The sequence below is a fragment of the Pimelobacter simplex genome (genome assembly GCF_024662235.1).
GTDB lineage: Bacteria > Actinomycetota > Actinomycetes > Propionibacteriales > Nocardioidaceae > Nocardioides.
In genome coordinates, this window is the sequence record NZ_CP096276.1 from 3,867,822 (window position 1) to 3,886,964 (window position 19,143).

At 73.6% G+C, this 19,143-nt stretch carries 23 protein-coding genes; 9 read left to right on the forward strand and 14 right to left on the reverse strand.

What is annotated here, in order from left to right; all coding sequences use genetic code 11:
- Positions 1–29: 29 nt before the first annotated feature.
- From M0M48_RS19090 to M0M48_RS19145, 12 genes are all read right to left on the reverse strand, one after another.
- Positions 30–1,244: a hypothetical protein gene (locus M0M48_RS19090; RefSeq protein WP_257752330.1), complete on the reverse strand. Its 1,215-nt coding sequence runs from the start codon at positions 1,242–1,244 to the stop codon at positions 30–32.
- Positions 1,241–2,545: a CDP-glycerol glycerophosphotransferase family protein gene (locus M0M48_RS19095; RefSeq protein ID WP_257752331.1), complete on the reverse strand. Its 1,305-nt coding sequence runs from the start codon at positions 2,543–2,545 to the stop codon at positions 1,241–1,243. The genes M0M48_RS19090 and M0M48_RS19095 overlap by 4 nt, the downstream gene beginning before the upstream one ends.
- Positions 2,533–3,816 carry a hypothetical protein gene (locus M0M48_RS19100; protein WP_257752332.1) on the reverse strand — a complete coding sequence of 428 codons (1,284 nt, stop codon included), beginning with the start codon at positions 3,814–3,816 and terminating at the stop codon, positions 2,533–2,535. Before M0M48_RS19100 ends, M0M48_RS19095 begins: the two co-directional genes overlap by 13 nt.
- Positions 3,813–4,634, reverse strand: a complete 822-nt coding sequence (locus tag M0M48_RS19105) for a glycosyltransferase family 2 protein (protein ID WP_257752333.1) — start codon at positions 4,632–4,634, stop codon at positions 3,813–3,815. The genes M0M48_RS19100 and M0M48_RS19105 overlap by 4 nt, the downstream gene beginning before the upstream one ends.
- Complete coding sequence (locus M0M48_RS19110) at positions 4,631–5,683, reverse strand: glycosyltransferase (RefSeq protein WP_257752334.1); 1,053 nt, start codon at positions 5,681–5,683, stop codon at positions 4,631–4,633. The genes M0M48_RS19105 and M0M48_RS19110 overlap by 4 nt, the downstream gene beginning before the upstream one ends.
- A gap of 2 nt (positions 5,684–5,685) precedes the next feature.
- Complete coding sequence (locus M0M48_RS19115) at positions 5,686–7,080, reverse strand: polysaccharide biosynthesis tyrosine autokinase (protein WP_257752335.1); 1,395 nt, start codon at positions 7,078–7,080, stop codon at positions 5,686–5,688.
- Positions 7,077–8,855, reverse strand: a complete 1,779-nt coding sequence (locus M0M48_RS19120; protein ID WP_257752336.1) for a DUF4012 domain-containing protein — start codon at positions 8,853–8,855, stop codon at positions 7,077–7,079. Before M0M48_RS19120 ends, M0M48_RS19115 begins: the two co-directional genes overlap by 4 nt.
- Before the next feature lie 82 nt (positions 8,856–8,937).
- Positions 8,938–9,327 carry a hypothetical protein gene (locus tag M0M48_RS19125; RefSeq protein WP_257752337.1) on the reverse strand — a complete coding sequence of 130 codons (390 nt, stop codon included), beginning with the start codon at positions 9,325–9,327 and terminating at the stop codon, positions 8,938–8,940.
- Positions 9,328–9,478: 151 nt separating this feature from the next.
- Entirely contained in the window at positions 9,479–10,453 is a 975-nt protein-coding gene (gene ygfZ / locus M0M48_RS19130; protein ID WP_257752338.1) for a CAF17-like 4Fe-4S cluster assembly/insertion protein YgfZ, read from the reverse strand.
- Positions 10,450–10,917 carry an adenylyltransferase/cytidyltransferase family protein gene (locus tag M0M48_RS19135; RefSeq protein WP_215814368.1) on the reverse strand — a complete coding sequence of 156 codons (468 nt, stop codon included), beginning with the start codon at positions 10,915–10,917 and terminating at the stop codon, positions 10,450–10,452. The genes ygfZ and M0M48_RS19135 overlap by 4 nt, the downstream gene beginning before the upstream one ends.
- Positions 10,914–11,339, reverse strand: coding sequence for a Fur family transcriptional regulator (locus M0M48_RS19140; protein WP_257752339.1), 426 nt, complete (start codon positions 11,337–11,339; stop codon positions 10,914–10,916). The genes M0M48_RS19135 and M0M48_RS19140 overlap by 4 nt, the downstream gene beginning before the upstream one ends.
- Complete coding sequence (locus M0M48_RS19145; protein ID WP_257752340.1) at positions 11,332–11,826, reverse strand: FABP family protein; 495 nt, start codon at positions 11,824–11,826, stop codon at positions 11,332–11,334. The genes M0M48_RS19140 and M0M48_RS19145 overlap by 8 nt, the downstream gene beginning before the upstream one ends.
- Positions 11,827–11,851: 25 nt before the next feature.
- On the opposite strand from M0M48_RS19145, the gene M0M48_RS19150 reads away from it, so the two are divergent.
- From M0M48_RS19150 to M0M48_RS19175, 6 genes are all read left to right on the forward strand, one after another.
- Complete coding sequence (locus M0M48_RS19150; RefSeq protein ID WP_215814365.1) at positions 11,852–12,214, forward strand: DsrE family protein; 363 nt, start codon at positions 11,852–11,854, stop codon at positions 12,212–12,214.
- Positions 12,214–12,783 (forward strand): suppressor of fused domain protein, encoded by a 570-nt coding sequence (locus M0M48_RS19155; RefSeq protein ID WP_215814364.1) that lies wholly within the window; start codon positions 12,214–12,216, stop codon positions 12,781–12,783. The genes M0M48_RS19150 and M0M48_RS19155 overlap by 1 nt, the downstream gene beginning before the upstream one ends.
- A 16-nt stretch (positions 12,784–12,799) precedes the next feature.
- Entirely contained in the window at positions 12,800–13,666 is an 867-nt protein-coding gene (locus M0M48_RS19160; RefSeq protein WP_257752341.1) for an SGNH/GDSL hydrolase family protein, read from the forward strand.
- Positions 13,666–14,094, forward strand: coding sequence for a D-aminoacyl-tRNA deacylase (dtd, locus tag M0M48_RS19165; protein ID WP_215814362.1), 429 nt, complete (start codon positions 13,666–13,668; stop codon positions 14,092–14,094). The genes M0M48_RS19160 and dtd overlap by 1 nt, the downstream gene beginning before the upstream one ends.
- Positions 14,095–14,159: 65 nt before the next feature.
- Entirely contained in the window at positions 14,160–14,444 is a 285-nt protein-coding gene (locus tag M0M48_RS19170) for an AbrB/MazE/SpoVT family DNA-binding domain-containing protein (protein ID WP_215814361.1), read from the forward strand.
- Positions 14,441–14,836, forward strand: coding sequence for a PIN domain-containing protein (locus tag M0M48_RS19175; protein WP_257752342.1), 396 nt, complete (start codon positions 14,441–14,443; stop codon positions 14,834–14,836). Before M0M48_RS19170 ends, M0M48_RS19175 begins: the two co-directional genes overlap by 4 nt.
- 13 nt (positions 14,837–14,849) lie before the next feature.
- On the opposite strand, the gene M0M48_RS19180 is transcribed toward M0M48_RS19175, so the two are convergent.
- A complete protein-coding gene (locus tag M0M48_RS19180; RefSeq protein WP_257752343.1) occupies positions 14,850–15,314 on the reverse strand; it encodes a DUF4395 domain-containing protein in 465 nt (154 codons plus the stop codon).
- A complete protein-coding gene (locus M0M48_RS19185; protein ID WP_374585797.1) occupies positions 15,314–15,748 on the reverse strand; it encodes a thioredoxin family protein in 435 nt (144 codons plus the stop codon). Before M0M48_RS19185 ends, M0M48_RS19180 begins: the two co-directional genes overlap by 1 nt.
- 258 nt (positions 15,749–16,006) lie before the next feature.
- On the opposite strand from M0M48_RS19185, the gene M0M48_RS19190 reads away from it, so the two are divergent.
- The 3 genes from M0M48_RS19190 to M0M48_RS19200 are packed head-to-tail and all read left to right on the forward strand — an operon-like array spanning position 16,007 to position 19,124.
- Positions 16,007–16,231, forward strand: a complete 225-nt coding sequence (locus tag M0M48_RS19190; protein ID WP_215814357.1) for a hypothetical protein — start codon at positions 16,007–16,009, stop codon at positions 16,229–16,231.
- Positions 16,231–17,754 (forward strand): sodium:solute symporter family protein, encoded by a 1,524-nt coding sequence (locus tag M0M48_RS19195; protein WP_215814356.1) that lies wholly within the window; start codon positions 16,231–16,233, stop codon positions 17,752–17,754. Before M0M48_RS19190 ends, M0M48_RS19195 begins: the two co-directional genes overlap by 1 nt.
- Before the next feature lie 29 nt (positions 17,755–17,783).
- The gene (locus tag M0M48_RS19200; protein WP_257752346.1) at positions 17,784–19,124 is read left to right on the forward strand and encodes an ArgE/DapE family deacylase; all 1,341 of its coding nucleotides are present in this window, start codon (positions 17,784–17,786) and stop codon (positions 19,122–19,124) included.
- The last annotated feature ends 19 nt before the right edge of the window (positions 19,125–19,143 follow it).

The window sequence follows — 19,143 nt, forward strand, 5'->3', positions numbered from 1 at the left end:
CCGCACCACCGTTCCGTGGCCGCCCGCTCTCAGCGGGCGGCCACGGTCGTCTCCGGACGTCCCCGCAGGCCGGCGAGGTAGGCGACCAGCGCCGCCGCCTGCCCGGCGACGATGCCCACCTGGGCGCCGAGCGCGCCCAGCTCGGCCCCGAGCAGCGCGACCGCGGGCATCCCGACCAGGACGCCGGTCGCCGCCGCCAGGACCGCCCGGCGCTCGCGGCCCAGCGGGGCGTGCACCATCGTCGGCATCAGCAGCGTGGCGACCGCGCCGGCCACGACCACCCCCATGAGCAGCGCGACCGGTACCGGCACCCGGACCGCACCGGCCCCCAGGTAGGCCAGCAGCGGCACCGCCAGCGCCCCCGCGGCGAGGCCGCAGCCCGCCGCGACCAGGGCGACGTCGAGCAGCCGGCGCCCGACCCGGACCTGGGGTGGCCCGGCGGTACGGCGCTCGTGGGCCATCCGGCGGGCGAGCACCACGTTGCCGAGCGGGATCGACGCGGTCACGAGCTGGCGCTGGACCCGGTCGACCAGGCCGAACACGGCGAGCGCGGCGGGGTGGACCGGCGCCAGCACCAGCAGCGGCCCGAACAGGAACGCCGACCCGAGCACCTGGGTGGCCAGGGCGAATCGCTGGCCGAGCACGACCGCGGCGCACGCGCGCAGGGTCGTCGTACGCCGGGCGGGGCGGGTGATCCAGGCCCAGCAGAGCGCGAAGCCCACCAGCGCCGCCACGGTCTGGGTCGCGAGCCCGACCCGGACGTCCGCTCCCCCGGCGACCGCGGCCCAGCCGGCCAGGCCCAGCACGAGGCGGGGCAGGGTGTCGAGGAGCAGGAGGCGGCGTACGTCATCGGCGGCGACGAAGTACCAGGTCTGGGCCAGGCCCAGCACCGCGGTCGAGGTGACGCCGAGCGCGACCGGGCCGCCCGGGCCGCCCGGGCCGAGTAGGAGGGCTGCCCCCACCCCCACCAGGACGACGGGCCCCGCGACGAGCGCCTTGGACCAGGATGCCTCGCTCAGCACGGTCGCCGGCGCGACGGCCCGCCCCACCCGGGCCGGACCGCTCACCCCCCAGCCGAGCGCGATCACCGTGCCGCACAGGCCACCGACGGTCTGGGCCACGGCGACCGACGACCATCCGGCCGGGCCGAGCGCACCGAGCATCACCGGCAGCGAGACGAGCACGACGAGCGCCTGGGCGGCCGGCGGCAGCAGGAAGCCGAGCCGGCGCAGCCGCCCGCTCACCGCGGCCGCAGCAGCGGGTCGGGCGCGCGGTCGAGGGCGTGGCGGACGACCTCGTCGAGTCCCCCGGCCGCGGCCTGCGCGCTCGCGGTGGAGCCGACCACCTGGGTGAACCGGCCGGCCGCGACCGGCCGGAACCGCTGCCCGCCCGCCACCGCGCGGAAGAAGGCGTCGAGCGCGGCCGCGTCGTCGAGCAGCAACCGCCCGACGAGCGCGCGGTAGTCCGGCGGGCACAGCCCGCGCACGCCGTGCTCGAACTCGTCGATGTCCGGGCAGTAGAACGCCAGCGAGCGCTGGAGCGGCAGCACCTCGACGGCCACGCTCGAGTAGTCGGTCAGCAGCCCGTCGGCCAGCCCGATCAGCCGGTAGGGACTGATCCCGGCGGCCCAGATCGCGGGGTTGGTCAGGATCAGGTCGGCGAGCCCGGTCAGGGCGTCGTGCTCGACCGGGTGCGGCTTCACCACGAGCTGGACGCCGTGGTGCCGGGCCGCCGGGCGCAGCGCCGTCGGCGCGGGCGCGGGCACGGGCCCGGGTGCCGGCGCGGACCGCGCGGAGCCGGCGAGCTCGGTCGCGAGGTCGGTGAGTGCGCGGCCCTCGGCCCAGACCGAGCCGCCGATGCGGGTCCGGCGGAAGGTCGGCATCCAGAGCACGAACGGCCGGTCCGGGTCGATGCCCAGCCGGCGCAGGGCGCGCTCGTCGGCGGGCGCGCGCGGCGGGTACAGCACCTGGTCGCGCGGGAACCCGGAGAAGCGGGCGGCGGCGGGGTCGAGGCACATCGCCCGGCGGTGGGCGGGGTCCCACACCCGGGCGGCCGAGAGGAAGCCGGACTCGCTGGAGCGCACGTTGCGGTAGGTCTTGGGCCCGAGGCCGTGGCCGAGGTGGACGTGGGTGCGCGGCGCCCGGGCCCGCGGCGCGGCCAGCACGACGTGGGAGGTGAGCACGTAGCGGCTCCGGCCGTGCAGGCGCACCAGCGTCCGCCGGGTCCGGGGGCGCACCTCGACCCGGTCCGCGAGGCCGGGGGTGCCGAGCAGCGCGGCCTCGACGGCCAGCAGCGCGCGGACCCGGGGCGGGTCCGCGGCGAGGAGGATCGTGCTCCCGCCGTAGCGGTCGGCCCAGCCGAGCGCGGCGCAGAGCAGGTTCTCCTCGTCGTCGTTGAGGCCGTAGAGGACGGCCTGGTCGAGCGGCGTCCGCAGCCGGATCCGCATCACGACGACCAGGCGGAGGTGGTCGGCGACCCGCTGCGCCCGGCGTACGACGCGCCCGGCGAGGTCGCCCGGGGCCAGCACCCGGCTCAGGCGGCGCACCGGGCGTCCTCACGATCGATTCGCGGCCGGCCGATGATCCACAGCCCGGCGACGAGCTGGAGGACCCCGATGTAGCCGATCGTCATGAACTCGACGAGCACCCCCGCGAGGGCCGCGTGGGCTACGAACAGCCAGGTCCGGGCGACCAGGTCGGTGGCGCTGTCGAGGGCGCGGCGCAGCTGGGCGGTGAGCGATCCGGCGACGATCCCGCTGAGCAGCGGCACAAGCACCACGCCCGCCGGGCCGAGGCTGACCAGGCCCCACACCGGCGAGGCGAGCCGCAGGCCGCCGGTGTTGAGCTGCTGGAGCCGAACCGCGTCGTCGCCGAGCGCCACGGTCCACACACCCGGGTTCCAGCGGAAGTTGCCGGGCACCAGCCCGCCGAGGAAGGTCCGGCCGGCGGTCAGGGGCTCACCGTGCTGATGCCAGCGCTGGAGGAAGCCCAGGCCGTCACTGACGTCGGGCGTCGACGCCGCGATCGACGCCGCCAGGCCGGGGCCGGAGGCGACCGGGCTCTCGACCAGGCCGAGCCACCCCAGCGCGACGTAGAAGAGCGCGCCGCCGACGTACACGGCGACGGCGGTGGTGACCAGGGTCAGCGGCCGGCGTCGTCCGGCGAGCAGCACGCCCACGAGCAGCAGCAGACCGGTGGCCGCCGGGCCGCGCTGGAGGGTCAGCAGCATCAGCAGCAGGGCGAGCCCGAGGAGGAACCACCAGCGCACCCGCGCCCGCGCCTCGGCGCGCAGCGCGAAGGCGGCGAGGATCGGCAGCAGCAGCGGCAGGATCCCGGTCCCGACCCGGTACGGGATCGCGACGGGGCGGTAGGCCTCGCCGTAGGCACCGCGGAAGAACTTCGCCGCCAGCGGGTCGTCGGCGAACATCGGGACGAAGCCCATCCGCAGCATCGCGAAGAGCAGCACCGCGATCGCCGCGACCGTGACGACGGCGGTCCGGGTGACCGCCTCGTCGCCGGGCGCGAACCTCGTCCGGGCGATGCGGCCGAACAGGTGGGTGCTGCGCGGCGCCACCCCCGTGCCGAGGACGACGCCCACGGTGAAGGCGATCGCGCCGCCGAGCAGGACGTCGGCGTACTCGTCGGTGAGGCCGGGAGCGAACGTCCGGTGCGTCCCGACGACACCGATGGGCACCAGGTAGGCCACCACCCAGAAGCCGAGCGCGACGTGCGCGGGGATGTTCCAGCGGCTGGGCCACACCAGGTAGGTCGCGCACGAGAGCAGGAAGTAGGCGACCAGCAGCTGGAGCTCGATCACGCGGGCGTCCTCGCCGAGGTGACCACGTCGTGGCGCCCACCGCGGGAGCGTGGGCCCGGGAGCGCCGGGTGGCCCAGGAGGCGCCAGTAGCGTCGGTAGAAGCGCAGCGCCGAGCGCAGCTCGATGCGCCACACCCGCCACGACCGGGTACGACGTGTGGCCCGGGCCCACGCGTGCGTCCAGCGCACCCCGCCGTCGAGCAGCACCGGGTGCCCGGCCCGCCGCGCGCGCAGGCACAGGTCGGAGTCCTCGTAGTAGACGAAGAAGCCCGCGTCCCACCCGCCGATCTCGTCGAAGACGCTGCGGGGCACGGCGACCGCGGCACCGATGACCCACGGCACGTCCTTGACCTCGTGCGGGTCCGCGGTGACCTCGTAGTGGGCCCGGCTGGCGGCGGAACCGGCGAAGTGGAGCACCTTGCGGTAGAGGTAGGGCGCGCGGCGGCCGTTCTCCTGGGGGCTCCCGTCGAGGTTGAGCAGCTGGGGTGCGGTGAGCGCGCGCCGGTCGAGCGCGAGCGCGGCGAGCCGGTCGATGCCCTCCTGGGTGACGGTGACGTCGGGGTTGGCGAAGACCAGGCAGTCGGCGCCGCCCGCGGCCGCCGCGGCGGCGCCGGCGTTGTTGGCGGCCGAGAAGCCGACGTTGTCCGGGAGCCGCACCACGTGTGCCCCGAGCTCCTCGGCGAGCTCGGCCGAGCCGTCGGTGGAGGCGTTGTCGACGACGATCCACGCGGCGTCGAGCGCGGCGGCCCCGCGCCAGTGCCGGTCGAGGTCGGCCCGGCTGTGGAAGGTCACGGTGACCACCGCGACGCGCGGGCTCATCCGAGGCCACCGATCGCCCGGGCCACCCAGGACCGCCAGGTCCAGGCACCGAAGGCGCGGGCCGCACTCTCCCACGCGGCGACCGGACGGCGGCGGGCCTCGTCGACCGCGGCGGCGACGGCGGCGTCGTCGTCCCCCTGGGCGACGACGGCATGGCCGCGCGCGGTCTCGGCCAGGACCGGCAGGTCGCTGACCACCGTGGGCCGGGCCAGGCGCAGCGCCTCGGCCACGGGCAGTCCGTAGCCCTCGTAGGTGGAGAGCATGCAGAAGACGTCGCAGGCGAGGTAGGCCGCGACCACCTCCGCATCGCCGGGCGTCTCGAGCCGGGTGACCCGGTCCGCGACGCCCAACCGGTCGGCGGTCGCGGCCCAGTGGGCCTGCCACGAGTCCGGCGTACCGATCACCGTGAGCCGGTGGTCGGGACGCTCGTGCAGGAGCCGCAGCAGGCGGTCCACGCCCTTGTTGCGGGCGTGGCCGAAGGTGAGCAGGCGGACCGTGCGGTCGGCACGGTCGCGGGCGGGAGTCACCGGGGCCGGGACGGCGACGTGGTCGACCGGCAGCGGCAGCACCAGCGTCTTGGCCGCGGCCGCGGGCCGGAAGGCCGCTACCTCGGCCGCCGTGGCGCGGCTGTTGACCACGATCCGGTCGGCGCGGCGCACCGTCCAGTGGTGCAGGAGGACGCGGTAGAGCCGCTGCCCGCGGCCGATCCCGTGGATCTCGGGACGCCGGAAGTTGAGGTCGTGGACGACGACCACGTGGGCGCGCGAGCGGGTCAGGAACCGCAGCGCGGGAGCCGCGTCGACCCGTACGTCGAAGCGCGGCGCACGGCGTGCCGCCCACGCATCGCCGAGCAACGAGCCCACCCGGCTCGACCGCTGGGTGCTGGCGATCTCGATCCCGTCGATCCCGTCGACCCCGGGACCGCTCGGTGAGCGCGGCGCGTTGGCCACGGCCACCGGGCCGTAGGCGCGCAGCTCGGCGCACAGCGCGTCGTGCACCCGCACGATGCCGCCGTGGTGGGCCCCGAAGCCGTTGACGAGCGAGCGCATGCCTAGGCCTCGTCCGTCCCGGCGACGACCGGGGCGCCGGTCGCGGTGACCGGGGCGTAGCCGTACCCGTAGCCGTAGGACCTGCCCTTGACCGGCACCCTGTTGAGCACCAGCCCGGTCAGGTGGGCGTCGACCTGCTTGAGCCGCTCGATCGAGAGCCGTACCTGGTCGCGGGTGACCCGGCCGTGGCTGAGGACGACGAGCGCCCCGTCGGCCTTGGCCGCCAGCAGGGCCGCGTCGGTGACCGGCAGCAGCGGCGGGGCGTCGATGATGACGATCTCGTGATCGGCGCGCACCCCGGCGAGGAAGTCCTCCATCGCGTGGGACTGGAGCAGCTCGGCCGGGTTGGGCGGCACCGGGCCGGACGCGACGAACCGCAGGCCCGACTCGACGTGGGTCTGGGTGGCGTCGGCGGTGGAGAGCCGGCCGATCAGGATGTCGGTCAGGCCGACGGCGCCGTCGAGCCCGAGTCGCTCGGCCGCGGTCGGGCGGCGCAGGTCGCCGCCGACCAGGAGGGTGCGGGTACCGCCCTGGGCCAGGCTGATCGCGAGGTTGGTCGCGGTCGAGGTCTTGCCCTCCTCGGGCACGGCCGAGGTCACCACGAAGACCTTGTGCCGGTTGTCGACGTCGACGAACTGGAGGTTGGTGCGCAGCACCCGGAACGACTCGGCGCGCGGGGCGTGCGAGGCGATCTGGGTGAGCAGCGGTGTCTTGGCGGTGGCCGGGTCGGCGACGATCGTGCCGAGCGTCGGGGCGTCGGTGAGCGCGGCGACGTCGTCGAGCGACTTGACCCGGGTGTCGAGCACCTCGCGCAGGACCGCGGCGCCGAAGCCGAGGAGCAGGCCTGCGGCCAGGCCCAGCGCCAGGTTGCGCCGGGGCCGGGGCGCGACCGGGTCGGCGGAGTAGGACGCCGCGTCGACGATGGTGGCCTTGATCGGCGCCTCGTCCTGGCCGCCCGGGGTCTCGAGCTCGCGGACCAGGTCGGTGAGCTGCTCGGCGTAGGACTGCGCGATGGCCTGGGCCCGGTGCGCGTCGCCGTCGGTCACGGTCAGGTCGAGGTTAACCGTGTCGAGGACCGCCTCGGCGGAGACCTTCTCGGCCAGCTGGTCGGGCTCGAGGTCGCTGCCGGTCTCGGCGATGACCCGCCGGGCCAGCTCGCGGCTGGTGATCAGGTCGGCATAGGACTTCACCCGCTGCGCCGAGAACTGACCGCCCTGGAGCAGCTGGCTGTCGTCGGTCTGGGAGGTCGAGACGAACAACCGCGCCGTCGAGGCGTACTGGGGCGCCTGCACCGCCGTCAGCACCCCCGCGGCCGCGGTCGCCGCGGCACCCAGCAGGAGGATCATCAGCCAGCGCCGGCGCAGCACCCGCACGTAGTCACGCAGTTCCATGGTCATCGGGAGCACGCGCTCGCGAGCGTCTCCGCACCGTCCTTCCTCTCGATCGTCGGCGTCACCGCGAGTGCGGTGGCGCCGACCTGTCCGGGGCCCGAGCGCATCGTCCAGGCGAGGTCGGCCACCTGGCCGGGGTCGAGCTGGACGTAGGTCATGGCGACCGGGCGGCCGTCCTGCTCGACGCGCTCGACGTCGAGGGGCGCGCCGTTCCAGCTGAGGGCGCCGATCGTGCCGCCGACCGGACCGAAGATCCGCAGGGTCACCAGCTGGCTGCCCGCGGGGACGCCGTAGCGCCCACCCCCGGTGACGTACGACGGCAGCCGGGCCGCGTCGGCCGGCGCGGTCGAGCGCAGCCGGGCCTTGGCGGCGTAGGCCTGCACGCCGGCCACGCACGAGGTCGCGGCGACGTCGACGTCGTAGCGCAGGAAGGAGGACATCTTGGCGCCCGTGGTGTCGTTGAGGGTCACCACGACCTCGGGGCGGGGGTCGTCCGGGTCGGTGCCGAGCTCGCCGGCGAGCGCCGTGCCGGCGAGTGCGTCGCGCTCGGTCGCGCCGAACGCGTGCACGAACACCCGGCGCTCGTCGACGGCACGGCTCAGGGCCGCCAGGAGCGCGCGCGGGTGCCCGCGGCCGGCGCTGACCTGGTCGAGCGTGGCAGCGGCGACGCGGGCGAAGAAGGCGTCCTGGCGCGCAGGCTCGGGCAGGCGCAGGTAGACCCGGTGGAGCAGCTCGTCGATGACGTTCTCACCGCTGAGCCGGACCCCGCCGACGCTCACCGGACCGGTCGCATCGAGCAGGTAGCCGATCGCCACGGCGTCGACGAGCACCACGCCGTCGACCGGGCGGTCCGGGAAGCGCTGGGCCCAGCGAGCGCGCAGCAGGTCGGCGGCGCGGGGGACGTCGGGGGTCATGGTGGCGTCGAGGAAGTAGGTCCCCAGCACCTCGCCGTAGAGCGCCCGCTCGGCCGCGCTCAGCGGCAGCACCGGGGCCGGAGACTGACCGAACGAGGCGCCCGTGACGTGCTCGCGGATGCGCAGCCGGCCCGCCCGCGCCTCGACGTACGACGCCGCGCCGGGCAGGCCGCCGGTGGCCCGGACCTCGGCGTTGTTCTGGAAGACCAGGAGGTAGTGCCGCGGTCCGTCCCCGCCGAGCATCGCGGGCAACACCCGGGTCGCGACCTTGGCCGAGGCGAGCGTGCGCGCCCCCTGGCCGACCTGGTCGCGCAGGCTCGCGAAGCGCCGCTGCAGCGGCCCGGCGAAGCCGCTGTCGTCGACCGCCCCGAGCGTGCGGTCGGCCGCGGCGAAGGCCCGCTCGGCCTGGTCGACCGGGGCCACCAGGTCGCGGGCCACGGCCACGTCGACCGCGCCGTCGTGGGGCACCAGCTGCTCGAAGCGGTCCGCGGCGCGCACCAGCGGCTCGACGCCGTCACGGGCGAGCCGGTCGAGGGCGGCGCTGGTCACCGCGACCCCGTCGGCGTCGTCGCCGACGAGCGGCAGGTGGGTGAGCAGGCGCCAGGTGGACCCGGAGGTCCGCTCGGCCGCGGCGGACGCCGCGGTCCGCAGACCGTCGAGCTCGGCGCGCAGCGCCGGGTCGTCCGGATCGCCGGCGTCGGCGCGGTCCTGGACCAGGCGTCGGACGGCCTCGGCGTGACCGGCGGCGGCGTCCAGGTCGCGCTGGACCTGCCACGCCTGCCAGGCCACCCACAGCCCGGCGCCGAGCAGCACCGCCGCGAGGGTGGCGCCGATCAGTCGTCCACGACGACGGAGCACAGGGATCACCGCTCTCACGGGGGAGGATCAGGGCAGGCAGGAGCAGGGGTCCCGCGGCGAGTGCCACGGGACCCCGGTGTTCAGCGCGCGGTCAGCGGCGCACGCGGACCTGCTTGACGACCTTGCTGTTCTTGTAGACGCCGGTGCCCTTGAACTTCACGACGCAGCGCCACACACCGCGCTTGAGCGCGGCGCTCTTGACCTTGATCGGCGCACCGGCGTAGGACTTCGCGGCGCCGACGACCTTCTTGCCGCCCTTGGTGCAGGTCACCTGGACCTTGCCGGTGGGCTTGGCCGCCCCGGCCTTGACCGTGACCGCGAAGGTCGCCCGGCGGCCCTTGCCGACCTTGGCCACCTTGGCCTTGGCCTGGGTGGTGACCGTCCCCGGGTAGGGGTCGGCGTGGGCGGCGGTGCTCTCGACCCCGACCAGACCGAAGGTCAGCAAGGCGGTGGCCAGCATCCCGAGAACCAGCTTCTTCATCAGATTCGTCCCTCTCGACGCGAAGATCATCCGAGCCACGGGACAACCTTGCCCGGGCCGGATCACCTTGGCACGACGAGACACGGGCGCGGCCGGATCGGCCGCGCCCGTGCGCAAAACGACGATTTGGCGCCCGCGGAGCGGGCCCGGCTCAGCGCTGGGGCCGGAAGTGCAGGCCGATCTCGGGGTCGACCAGGACCTCCTGGGCGGCCGGCAGCCCGTCGACGACGAGTGGCGCCACGACGTCGGTGTTGCGCTTGAGCAGGGCGAGCGCGATCGGGCCGAGCTCGTGGTGGCGGGCCGAGGAGCCGACCACGCCGACCGCGCGGCCGCCGCCCTCGGGCAGCACCTCGGCGCCGCGGGCGGGCAGCCGGTTCTCGGAGCCGTCGAGGTGGAGCAGGGTGAGCCGGCGCGGCGGGCGGCCGAGGTTGTGCACCCGGGCGACCGTCTCCTGGCCGCGGTAGCAGCCCTTGTCGAGGTGGACCGCGGCCCACGGCTGCTCGCCCTGGAGCCAGCCCAGCTCGTTGGGGATCGACCGCTCGTCAGTGTCGAAGCCCAGGCGCGGCTCGCCGCGGGCGATCCGCAGCGCCTCGTAGGCCCACAGCCCGGCCGCGGGCCCCGCTGCCTCGGCGTACGACGTCAGCTGGTCACGCGGGACCAGGTCGTGCTTGCCGCCCTCGGCGCTCGGGCGCCAGGCGACCGCGAGGTCCGCGGTGACGTCGGCGACCTCGACGCGCAGCATGAAGCGCATCCGGTCGAGGAACGCGACCAGCGCCGCGGCCCGCCCCGGCTCGGTGTGGGCGGTGAACGCCTCGCCGTCGTCGATGCCGCTGAAGGCGTGCTCGACGCGACCGTTGGCGTCGAGCAGCAGTGCGGAGGTCCACCGGCCCGGCTCGAGGCGCTCCAGGTGCTGGGTGGTCATCGAGTGCAGCCAGCTCAGCCGGTCCGGGCCGCTGACCCGGATCACCTCGCGGTGGGAGAGGTCGACGAAGCCCTCGCCGGCCGCGAGGGCGCGCTGCTCGCCGTACAGGCTGCCGTAGTGGGCGGCCACGCCGGCGTCGACCCCCTCGCCGGCGACGGCGCCCGGCAGGTCGAGGAGGGGGCTGGTGCGGAGGTCGGTGCTCATGTCAGGTCCCGGTAGTGCTCGAGGAGGCGGGTGAGGGTGCCGAGGGCTGCCTGCATCTCCTCGATGTGGGCGGGGTCGAGCGTGCGGAGCATCTCCTTGATCTCCGTGCTCGACACACCCGAGGTGCGCGGCAGGTACCTCACCTCGCAAACGTCGGCGAGGTCGTCGAACTTCCCGGTCCAGTCGTCGCCCATCACGAAGAGGTCGACGCCGTGCTCGACGATGTCGGCCCGCTTCTGGTCCCAGGAGCGCTCGGGCAGGACGAGGTCGACGCCCTTGATCGCGCCCACGATGGCGGCGCGGTCGTCGTAGGAGACGACGGACTTCTTGCCCTTGCCGGCGTTGAACTCGTCGGTCGAGACGCCCACGACGAGGCGGTCGCCCAGCGCGGCGAGGCGCTCGATGAGGCGCAGGTGGCCGATGTGGAACAGGTCGAACGTGCCGTAGGTCAAGACGGTGGTCACGGTGCTTCTCCTTCGCACTGGGCGCACCGGCCGAAGACGGTGAGGTGGCCGAGGTCGGGCGTGAACCCCTTGGTGCGCAGCACCGCGACGAACGGCTCGGCCTCGGCCGCGTCGACCGAGATCACCTCGCGGCAGGTGCGGCAGACCAGGTGGAAGTGCTCGTGCCCCCGGGTCGAGTGGTACGTCGGCGCCCGGTCGGACAGGTGCGCGTGCCGGATCAGGCCGAGCTCCTCGAGCACCTCGAGCGTGCGGTAGACCGTCGAGGCGTTGACGGTGGACGCCGTGCGCTGCACGTGCGCGAGCACCTCGTCGGGGGTGGCGTGGCCCAGCGCGTCGACCGCCGCCAGGATCAGCTCGCGCTGGGGCGTGAGCCGGTAGCCCTTCTCGCGAAGGGCCGAGCGCCAGTCCTGCTCGTCAGGCACGCTTGAGCCTCGCCCACAGGTGCGGCTGGAGGGCCTGGCCCACGGCGGCCATGTCGAAGGCGTAGAGCAGGTCGCCCTCGACGTTGCCGTAGAGGCGCTTGCCGGCGGTGTACTCCTTGGCGGTCTCGGTCCGGGCCACGGCGTCGGTGGTCCACTCGAACTTGCCGTTGTCGGCCTCGCCGTGCCAGATCTCGGCGATGCCGGTGTTGTGGGTCAGCAGGATCTCGAACTTGCCGTCACCGACCCCGCGGATGAACCCGGTCTCGATCGCGGCGTCGCGGACCTTCTCGTTGTTCTCGTCCACGATCCACGAGCGCGCCATGTAGTGGAAGAACGGCCGCCCGTCGTGGGTGAAGATCAGCTCCTGGCCGAACTGGAAGCTGTCGATCGTCGGGTAGTCGCCATGGCCGTTGCCCCGCCAGGTGCCGAGCATCCAGGCGATGGGTCCGCAGTTGGGGTGCAGGTTGTCGGGGAGTTCGAAGGCCACGACCGGTCATTCTAGGCTCTCGGGCATGGCACGCTCACTCCTCGTCAAGGTCACCTGCGGCGCCGACGCGCCGGAGCGCTGCAACCAGGGCTTCACGGTGGCCGGCGCGGCCGCCGTCTCCGGGGTCCCGGTCTCGCTCTGGCTCACCGGCGAGGCCTCCTGGCTGGCCGTCCCGGGGCGGGCCGCCGAGCTGCAGCTCGACCTCGCCACTCCCCTGCCCGACCTGCTCGACACCGTGCTCGCGGCCGGGCAGGTCACCGTGTGCTCCCAGTGCGCCGCGCGGCGCTCGCTGACCGAGGCGGACCTGCTTCCCGGCGTACGGATCGCGGGGGCGCCGGTGTTCGTCGAGGAGGCCCTCGGCGACGGCGTCCAGGCGCTGGTCTACTGATGGCGAGCCGGGTCGAGCGCTACCTCGCGCACCTGGAGCGGCTCAGCGGCGGCGCCGAGGCCGAGTACCTGCGCGTCGGCGCCCATGAGGGCGGGCCGGACCTGAGCGCGATCGTCTACCGCGACCAGCCCGAGCCGGGGCTGCTGACCGCGCTGACCTACGGCCTGTCGCTGGGCGAGCACGAGTCCTGGCGCCTCGGGCGGCCCGAGCTGTGCATCAGCGTCCGGTCCGAGGACGCCGCCTGGGGCCTGGCGATCGCGGACCTGGCGAGCCGGCTGGCCGGCGCCTGCCCCTTCCAGTACGGCGACACGATCGACCTCGGCGGACCGATCGTCGACGGCACGACGCTCTCGGCGTTCGTCGTGTTCGCGCCGTCGGTGCTCGAGCGCGAGGACTACCTCGACGTCCTCGGCGCGGGCGAGGGCGCGCCGCCCGAGCACGTGGTCAACATCGCCGGGATGTACCCCATCCACGAGAGCGAGCGGCAGTACATCCGCACCGAGGGGCTCGAGGCGTTCTGGAAGCAGTCCTGGGATCCGTACGACGTGCAGCGGGCCCCCGCCGTCTGATCCGTAGGCTGTGCCCGTGAAGCGCGTGCTCCCCCTGCTCCTGGTGCTCGGCCTCGTCGGCATCGGCCTGTCCGCCTGCCTCCTCACCGGCAAGAAGGAGGAGCACAAGCCCGGCGCGGCGTACGTCGCGCTCGGCGACTCCTACACGGCCGGCCCCTACATCGGGACGATGGACGGGCGCGACGGGTGCTTCCGCTCGCGCAACAACTACCCGCACCTCCTCGCCGAGGCGAAGGACCTCGAGCTGACCGACGTCAGCTGCTCGGCGGCCACGACCGACGCGACCGACGGCGAGCAGGTCACGCCCCAGAAGCGCCGGCTGGACCCCCAGCTCGACGCGATCGGCCCGACGACCCGGCTGGTCACGGTCGGCATCGGCGCCAACGACTTCAACCTGATCGGCCGGATCATCACGACGTGCGTCCAGATCGCGCGCACCTCGACCGAGCCCAGCCCCTGCACCACGCTCGACGCGGCGGCGGGCCCGCGGGGCATCGAGAGCCGGCTCAAGGACGTGCAGGCCAACGTGACCCGCGTGCTCCAGGACGTGCAGGCCAAGGCGCCGGACGCCCAGGTCGTCATGGTCGGCTACCCGCAGATCTTCCCCGCCACCACGACCGGCTGCGACGACCTGCCCCTCGCCGACGGCGACCTGCCCCTGGCCCGGCGGTTCAACGAGGGCCTCAACGCGGCCGTCGAGGCGGCGGCCAAGGCCGCCGGCGCCGAGTACCTCGACGTCTTCTCGGCCACCGACGGCCACGGCATCTGCAGCGACGACCCGTGGATCGCCGGCCAGACCGTGCGCGGCAAGGGCTTCGCCTACCACCCCTACGCCGAGGAGCAGGAGGCCGTGGCCCGGCTGCTGGAGAAGGTCGTCGACTGATGCGAGCGGTCCTCCAACGGGTCGCCTCGGCGTCCGTCGTGGTCGACGGCGCGGTGACGGGGGCGATCGACGTACCCGGGCTGCTCGTCTACCTCGGCGTGACCCACGACGACGGCCCGGCCGAGGTCGCCTGGATGGCGCGCAAGATCCGCGACCTGCGCATCCTGGACGACGAGCGCTCCGTCGGCGAGACCGGCGCCCCGGTCCTCGTCGTCTCCCAGTTCACCCTCTACGGCGACGCCCGCAAGGGCCGCCGCCCCACCTGGATCGCGGCGGCGCCGGGTCCCGTCAGCGAGCCGCTCTACGACGCCGTGTGCGCGGCTCTCGAGACCGCCGGCACGCACGTGGAGCGCGGGATCTTCGGTGCCGACATGAAGGTCGCCTCGGTCAACGACGGGCCGTTCACCGTGCTGCTGGAATCCCCTTGACGTCCCGTCGTCCTTACGCGACCCTCGAAGTAAGGAATCTCTCGGAGAAGTAAGGACCCGTCGCCATGACCACCGCCACGATGACCAGCAAGGGCCAGATCACCATCCCCAAGGACGTCCGCGACGACATGAACCTGGTCGCGGGCTCCAAGCTGATGTTCGTGCGCATCGCGCCCGGGCACTTCCGGATCGTCCCCCGCACCGGCAAGATCGAGGACCTCGCCGGCATCCTCTACCGGCCCGGCCAGCGGACGCTCACCATCGAGGAGATCAACGAGGGCATCGCCGAGGGCGGCGCCGCGAGCGGGATGCGCGGCATGCCCGGGTACGAGGACGAGGACGACGCGTGATCGGCCTCGACACCAACGTCCTGCTCCGCTACTTCGTCCGCGACGACGAGGCCGCCTACCGCGCCGCGTCGGACCTCCTCGGCGACCTGACGACCGACAACCCGGGCTTCATCACCCAGGTCACCATGGCCGAGCTCTACTGGGTCCTCTCCCGCAGCTATCGCTTCGACCGGTCGAGCTGCCTGGCCGTCGTCCAGTCCCTGGTGCGCACCGAGTCCCTGGAGTTCGACGACGGCGAGGGCGTCGTCCGCGCGCTGCACCTGGCCGAGGCCGGGGCCGACTTCGCCGACGCCCTCATCCAGGGGACCATGGAGCAGTTCGGCGCCCACGAGACGGTCACCTTCGACCGCTCGGCCGCCCGCCGGCTCGGCTGGCGGCTGCTCGCCTCCTAGCCGGCGGGCGGCGCTAGGCCGCGCTGCGGCGGGTGATCCGCAGCCCGAGCAGGTACATCTCGCAGCCCAGGCAGAACGCGAACACCGCGTTGAGGAACGCCGCGACGAACGCGAGCGCCGCCGCGACCTGACCGAGCAGCACCGCGCCAGTCGCGAACCCGATCGTCGCGACGACGGCGAAGACCAGGCCGACGGCCTGGGCGAACCGCGGCGGGGCCGGGTCCTCGAGCTCAGCCGGCGGGGCGAGGCGCGGGCGGACCAGGCGGCGGAAGAGCAGCCCCGTCGGGGTCTTCTGCACGCCGAGGCCGGCACCGATCGCGAAGAGCACCGCCTGGACGCCGGTGATCACGGCCGCGACACCGGGGGCCGCGTCGGAGAGCAGCAGCGCCACGGCGAAGACGACGAGGGTGATCGCCGCGGTGAAGCGGGGGCCGCGCGGGTCGATCCCGGTCGCGGTGCGGTCGGCGGTGCTGGTCATCAGGACTCCTGGAGCGTGGGGAGGGCGGCGAGGACCTGCTCGCGACGCGGGGCCCCGGCGGCGCGGGTGATCTCGTGGCCGGCACCGTCGAGGACGAGCGTCGTCGGCGTCCGGCGTACGTCGAGCGCGCGGACCAGCTCGAGGTGCTGCTCGGCGTCGATCTCGACGTGCGCGACGCCGTCGACCCGGCCGGCGACGTCGGCGAGCACCACGCGGGTCGTGCGGCAGGGCGCGCAGAACGCGCTGGAGAACTGCACGAGCGTGGCCCGCTCCCCCAGCGCGACGTCGGGCACGGCACCGGCGACGGCCGTCCAGGTCGTGGGGGCCGCTGCGGCCGCCGTGGCGAACCTGCCGTCGACCCGGCGCCGGTAGAGGCCGAAGCCGACCGCCACGACGACGGCCAGCACGAGCAGCACGATTCCGGTCACGGTCATCTCCAACGACGGCGGGGTCCTGCCCATTCCACTCCGCGCCGGTTCGGTCCGACCACGGCGTCCGCGGAGTGGTCGGGTTTCCCCCGCCTGAGCATCCGTCAGGTGACGGATGCCGCAGGCCCTCCGCGGGCCGAGTTTCGGGCACGCGACCCGATACCGGGCGTGATCCGGCGCACATAGTTTCGGGCCATCTCGGTCAGACCGAACCCTGGAGGACCCATGAGAAGCGCCATCCGAGCGATGTCGTCACGAACCAAGATGACGATCTTCTGGCTGCTGTTCGGCGCCAGCATCCTGCTCGCCGTCGCCCCGCCCCTCTACCTGGCGGGCAGCGGCATCGACACCCCGATCCTCGGGGTCCCGTTCAGCGTCGCGTACTGGGTCGTCGACGCCCTGCTGGCCACCGGCGCCGTCTGGCTGCTGTGGGTCTTCGAGAACATCCGCGGCGAGGTGGGCGAGGAGCCCGAGGAGGTGGCGGCCTGATGACCTCCATGACCGGTTCCATGGCCGTCACCCTCGGCATGCTGACGGCGTTCTTCGCCCTCATCGTCTTCGTGCTCTACGCGACCAACCGCAGCGCCAAGTCGTTCTCCGACTACGCCGTCGGCGGCCGCTCCTTCAGCAGCTGGTACATCGCGATGTCCTACACCAACTCGTGGTGGCCCGGTGCGACGTACACCGCCTTCTTCGGGCTCAGCGTCGGCGCGGGCGTGCTCGGCTTCTACGCGCTGGCCTACTCGCTGCTCGGCGTCACCGCGATGTACCTGATGGCCGAGCGGGCCTGGCTGTGGGGCAAGCGCTACGACCTCAAGACCCAGCCCGACATGCTGGGCCTGCGCTTCGACTCCCAGGCGGTGCGCGTGATCGCCAGCGCGATCGGCGTCGTGTGCCTGTTCCCGTGGATCGTCCTCGGCATGCAGGCGATGGGCCTGATCTTCCGGTTCGCCAGCTTCGGGCAGTGGTCGGTGACGACCTGCCTGATCGTCGGTGTCGCGGTGATCGCGGTCCGGCAGATCTGGACCGTCCAGATGGGCATGCGCGGCCTGGTCATCACCGACCTGGTGCAGGGCATCGTGGCGTACGGCCTGGCCGCACTGGTCTGCCTCGGCATCCTGTTCGGGCCCGCCGACGCCGGCGGCTTCGTCGCCCTGAAGGACCTGCCGGACAGCCTGCTCGTCGTCCCGGGCGACGGCGGCGCGTACGGCCCCTGGTACCTCTTCTCGCTCATCGTCACCGGCGTCATCGGCTCGCTGTGCTGGCCGACCAGCTACCAGCGCATCTACACCGCCAAGGGCGTGCGGAGCGTCAAGAAGGGGACGCTGCAGACGATGCTCGTCGCCGGCGGGTTCTACCTGCTGCTGACGCTGGTGGCGCTGGCGGCCGCGTCGATGACCGACATCGTCGCCGCACCGCAGGACGGCTGGTTCGTCCTCCTCTACGACCGCGGCGGCCAGTGGCTGCTCGGCATGGCGCTGGTGATCGTGCTCGCCGCGAGCATGGGCTGGATCGACGGCTGTGTGCAGGTCTGCGGTGCCCAGATCGCCAACGACATCGTGCACGTCATCTCGCCGCGCACCGACTTCCAGCTCAAGGTCGTCGCCAAGGGCTCGATGGTCGTCTACATGCTGGCCTCGGCCGTGGTGGCCTACATCGCCTTCGACTACCCACGGCTCCAGCTGCTGGCGCAGATGTCCTACCAGGGCATCGTCCAGCTCGCCGTCCCGATGTTCCTCGGCATGTTCTGGAAGCGCGGCACCAAGACCGCCGCCCTCGCCTCGATGTGCACCGGCTTCCTCGTCGCCGCGGTCCTGACCTGGAAGTACCCCGACGACATGCCCGCCCTGGGCAGCGTCACCGGCGGCGTCCTGGCCCTGCTCCTCAACCTCGTCGTGTACGTCGTCCTGGCCTACCTGCTGCCGCAGAGCGCCGCCGAGCGCCGCCGGGTCGACGAGCTCTTCGAGGCCGGCAAGTCCCGGACCGAGCCGGTCCTGTCCCCCACCGCCTGACCACCCGAACCCACCCAAGGAGCTGTGCCATGACCACGACGCCCACGACACCGCAGGAGACCCACGACCGGGTGCTCGCGGCGGTCGACGCCCTCGCCGACGACCTCGTCGCCACCTTGTCGGAGGTGATCGCGATCCCGAGCGTCAACCCGAAGTACCCCGGCCAGGTGTACGACGACGTGGTCGGCCTGGAGGGCCGGGTCTCCCGGCTGATGGGCGAGATCTACGAGGACGCCGGCGCCGACGTGGAGTACTGGGCGGTCGAGAAGGGCCGCGACAACGCGGTCGGCACGCTCAAGGGCACCGGCGGCGGCCGCTCGCTGATCTTCAACGGCCACGTGGACGTCGTCCCGCCGGGCAACCCGGACCGCTGGACCTCCGGCGACCCGTTCTCCGGCAAGGTCGACAGCGACCGGGTCTGGGGCCGCGGCGCCAGCGACATGAAGGCCGGCCTGGTGGCGCAGGCGTTCGCGGTCAAGGCGCTGCAGCGGGCCGGGGTCTCCCTCCAGGGCGACCTGATCGTCGAGGCCGTCGTCGGCGAGGAGGTGATGGACCACGAGTGCGGCGTCACCTCGACGATCGAGCACGGCTACCGCGCCGACGCCGCCGTCGTGGCCGAGCCGAGCGGGCCGACCAACCTCGGCGTGATCCCGGTGACGCCCGGACTGCTGTGGTTCTCGGTCACCGTGCAGGGCAAGGCGACGCACTCCTCGATGCGCGGCCAGACCATCCGAGCCGGCGGTGGCGGCAGCGCGGTCGGCGTCAACGCGATCGACAAGGGGATGCTCGTCTTCCAGGCCATGCAGCGCCTGGAGGAGGAGTGGGCGTTCACCAAGACCCACCCGCTCTTCGCGCCCGGTCACTTCACGATCCACCCCGGGGTCGTGCAGGGCGGACCGCACGGCGTGCTCGTGCCGTTCATCCTCTCGGAGTACATGACCATCGAGTACTGCATCTGGTACCCGCCGCAGGACGACCCCGCGACCGTCAAGGCCGAGGTCGAGGCCCAGATCCGCGCGATCGCGCAGACCGACGGCTGGCTGCGCGAGCACCCGCCGGTGGTGGAGTGGAAGCTCAACTGGCCGGCCAACGACCCCGGCGAGGCGGCGCACGCGATCACCGCCGCCGTCTCGTCGGCGCACGAGCGGGTCTCGGGGATGACGCCGTACCAGGGGCCGCCACCGGTCGCCGGGTTCTGCGCGGTCGAGGACTGCTCCTTCCTCACCGCGGCGGGCATCCCGGCGATCAGCTACGGCCCGGGCGACCTGCGGGTCGCGCACGCCGACGACGAGTACTGCCTGATCGAGGAGGTCCGGCTCGCCGCGCGGACCTATGCGTCGCTCGCCCTCGACTGGTGCGGCACGGACTGACCCTCTCCCCCTGACCTAC

What these genes read in the sequence shown, in the direction of transcription:
- M0M48_RS19185 (WP_374585797.1), bottom strand. Translation starts at nt 15,748, where the DNA reads ATGACCGTGACCGGAATCGTGCTGCTCGTGCTGGCCGTCGTCGTGGCG.
- M0M48_RS19115 (WP_257752335.1), bottom strand. Translation starts at nt 7,080, where the DNA reads ATGACCATGGAACTGCGTGACTACGTGCGGGTGCTGCGCCGGCGCTGG.
- M0M48_RS19125 (WP_257752337.1), bottom strand. Translation starts at nt 9,327, where the DNA reads ATGAAGAAGCTGGTTCTCGGGATGCTGGCCACCGCCTTGCTGACCTTC.
- M0M48_RS19195 (WP_215814356.1), top strand. Translation starts at nt 16,231, where the DNA reads ATGACCTCCATGACCGGTTCCATGGCCGTCACCCTCGGCATGCTGACG.
- M0M48_RS19200 (WP_257752346.1), top strand. Translation starts at nt 17,784, where the DNA reads ATGACCACGACGCCCACGACACCGCAGGAGACCCACGACCGGGTGCTC.
- M0M48_RS19110 (WP_257752334.1), bottom strand. Translation starts at nt 5,683, where the DNA reads ATGCGCTCGCTCGTCAACGGCTTCGGGGCCCACCACGGCGGCATCGTG.
- M0M48_RS19150 (WP_215814365.1), top strand. Translation starts at nt 11,852, where the DNA reads ATGGCACGCTCACTCCTCGTCAAGGTCACCTGCGGCGCCGACGCGCCG.
- M0M48_RS19105 (WP_257752333.1), bottom strand. Translation starts at nt 4,634, where the DNA reads ATGAGCCCGCGCGTCGCGGTGGTCACCGTGACCTTCCACAGCCGGGCC.
- M0M48_RS19155 (WP_215814364.1), top strand. Translation starts at nt 12,214, where the DNA reads ATGGCGAGCCGGGTCGAGCGCTACCTCGCGCACCTGGAGCGGCTCAGC.
- ygfZ (WP_257752338.1), bottom strand. Translation starts at nt 10,453, where the DNA reads ATGAGCACCGACCTCCGCACCAGCCCCCTCCTCGACCTGCCGGGCGCC.
- dtd (WP_215814362.1), top strand. Translation starts at nt 13,666, where the DNA reads ATGCGAGCGGTCCTCCAACGGGTCGCCTCGGCGTCCGTCGTGGTCGAC.
- M0M48_RS19170 (WP_215814361.1), top strand. Translation starts at nt 14,160, where the DNA reads ATGACCACCGCCACGATGACCAGCAAGGGCCAGATCACCATCCCCAAG.
- M0M48_RS19180 (WP_257752343.1), bottom strand. Translation starts at nt 15,314, where the DNA reads ATGACCAGCACCGCCGACCGCACCGCGACCGGGATCGACCCGCGCGGC.
- M0M48_RS19190 (WP_215814357.1), top strand. Translation starts at nt 16,007, where the DNA reads ATGACGATCTTCTGGCTGCTGTTCGGCGCCAGCATCCTGCTCGCCGTC.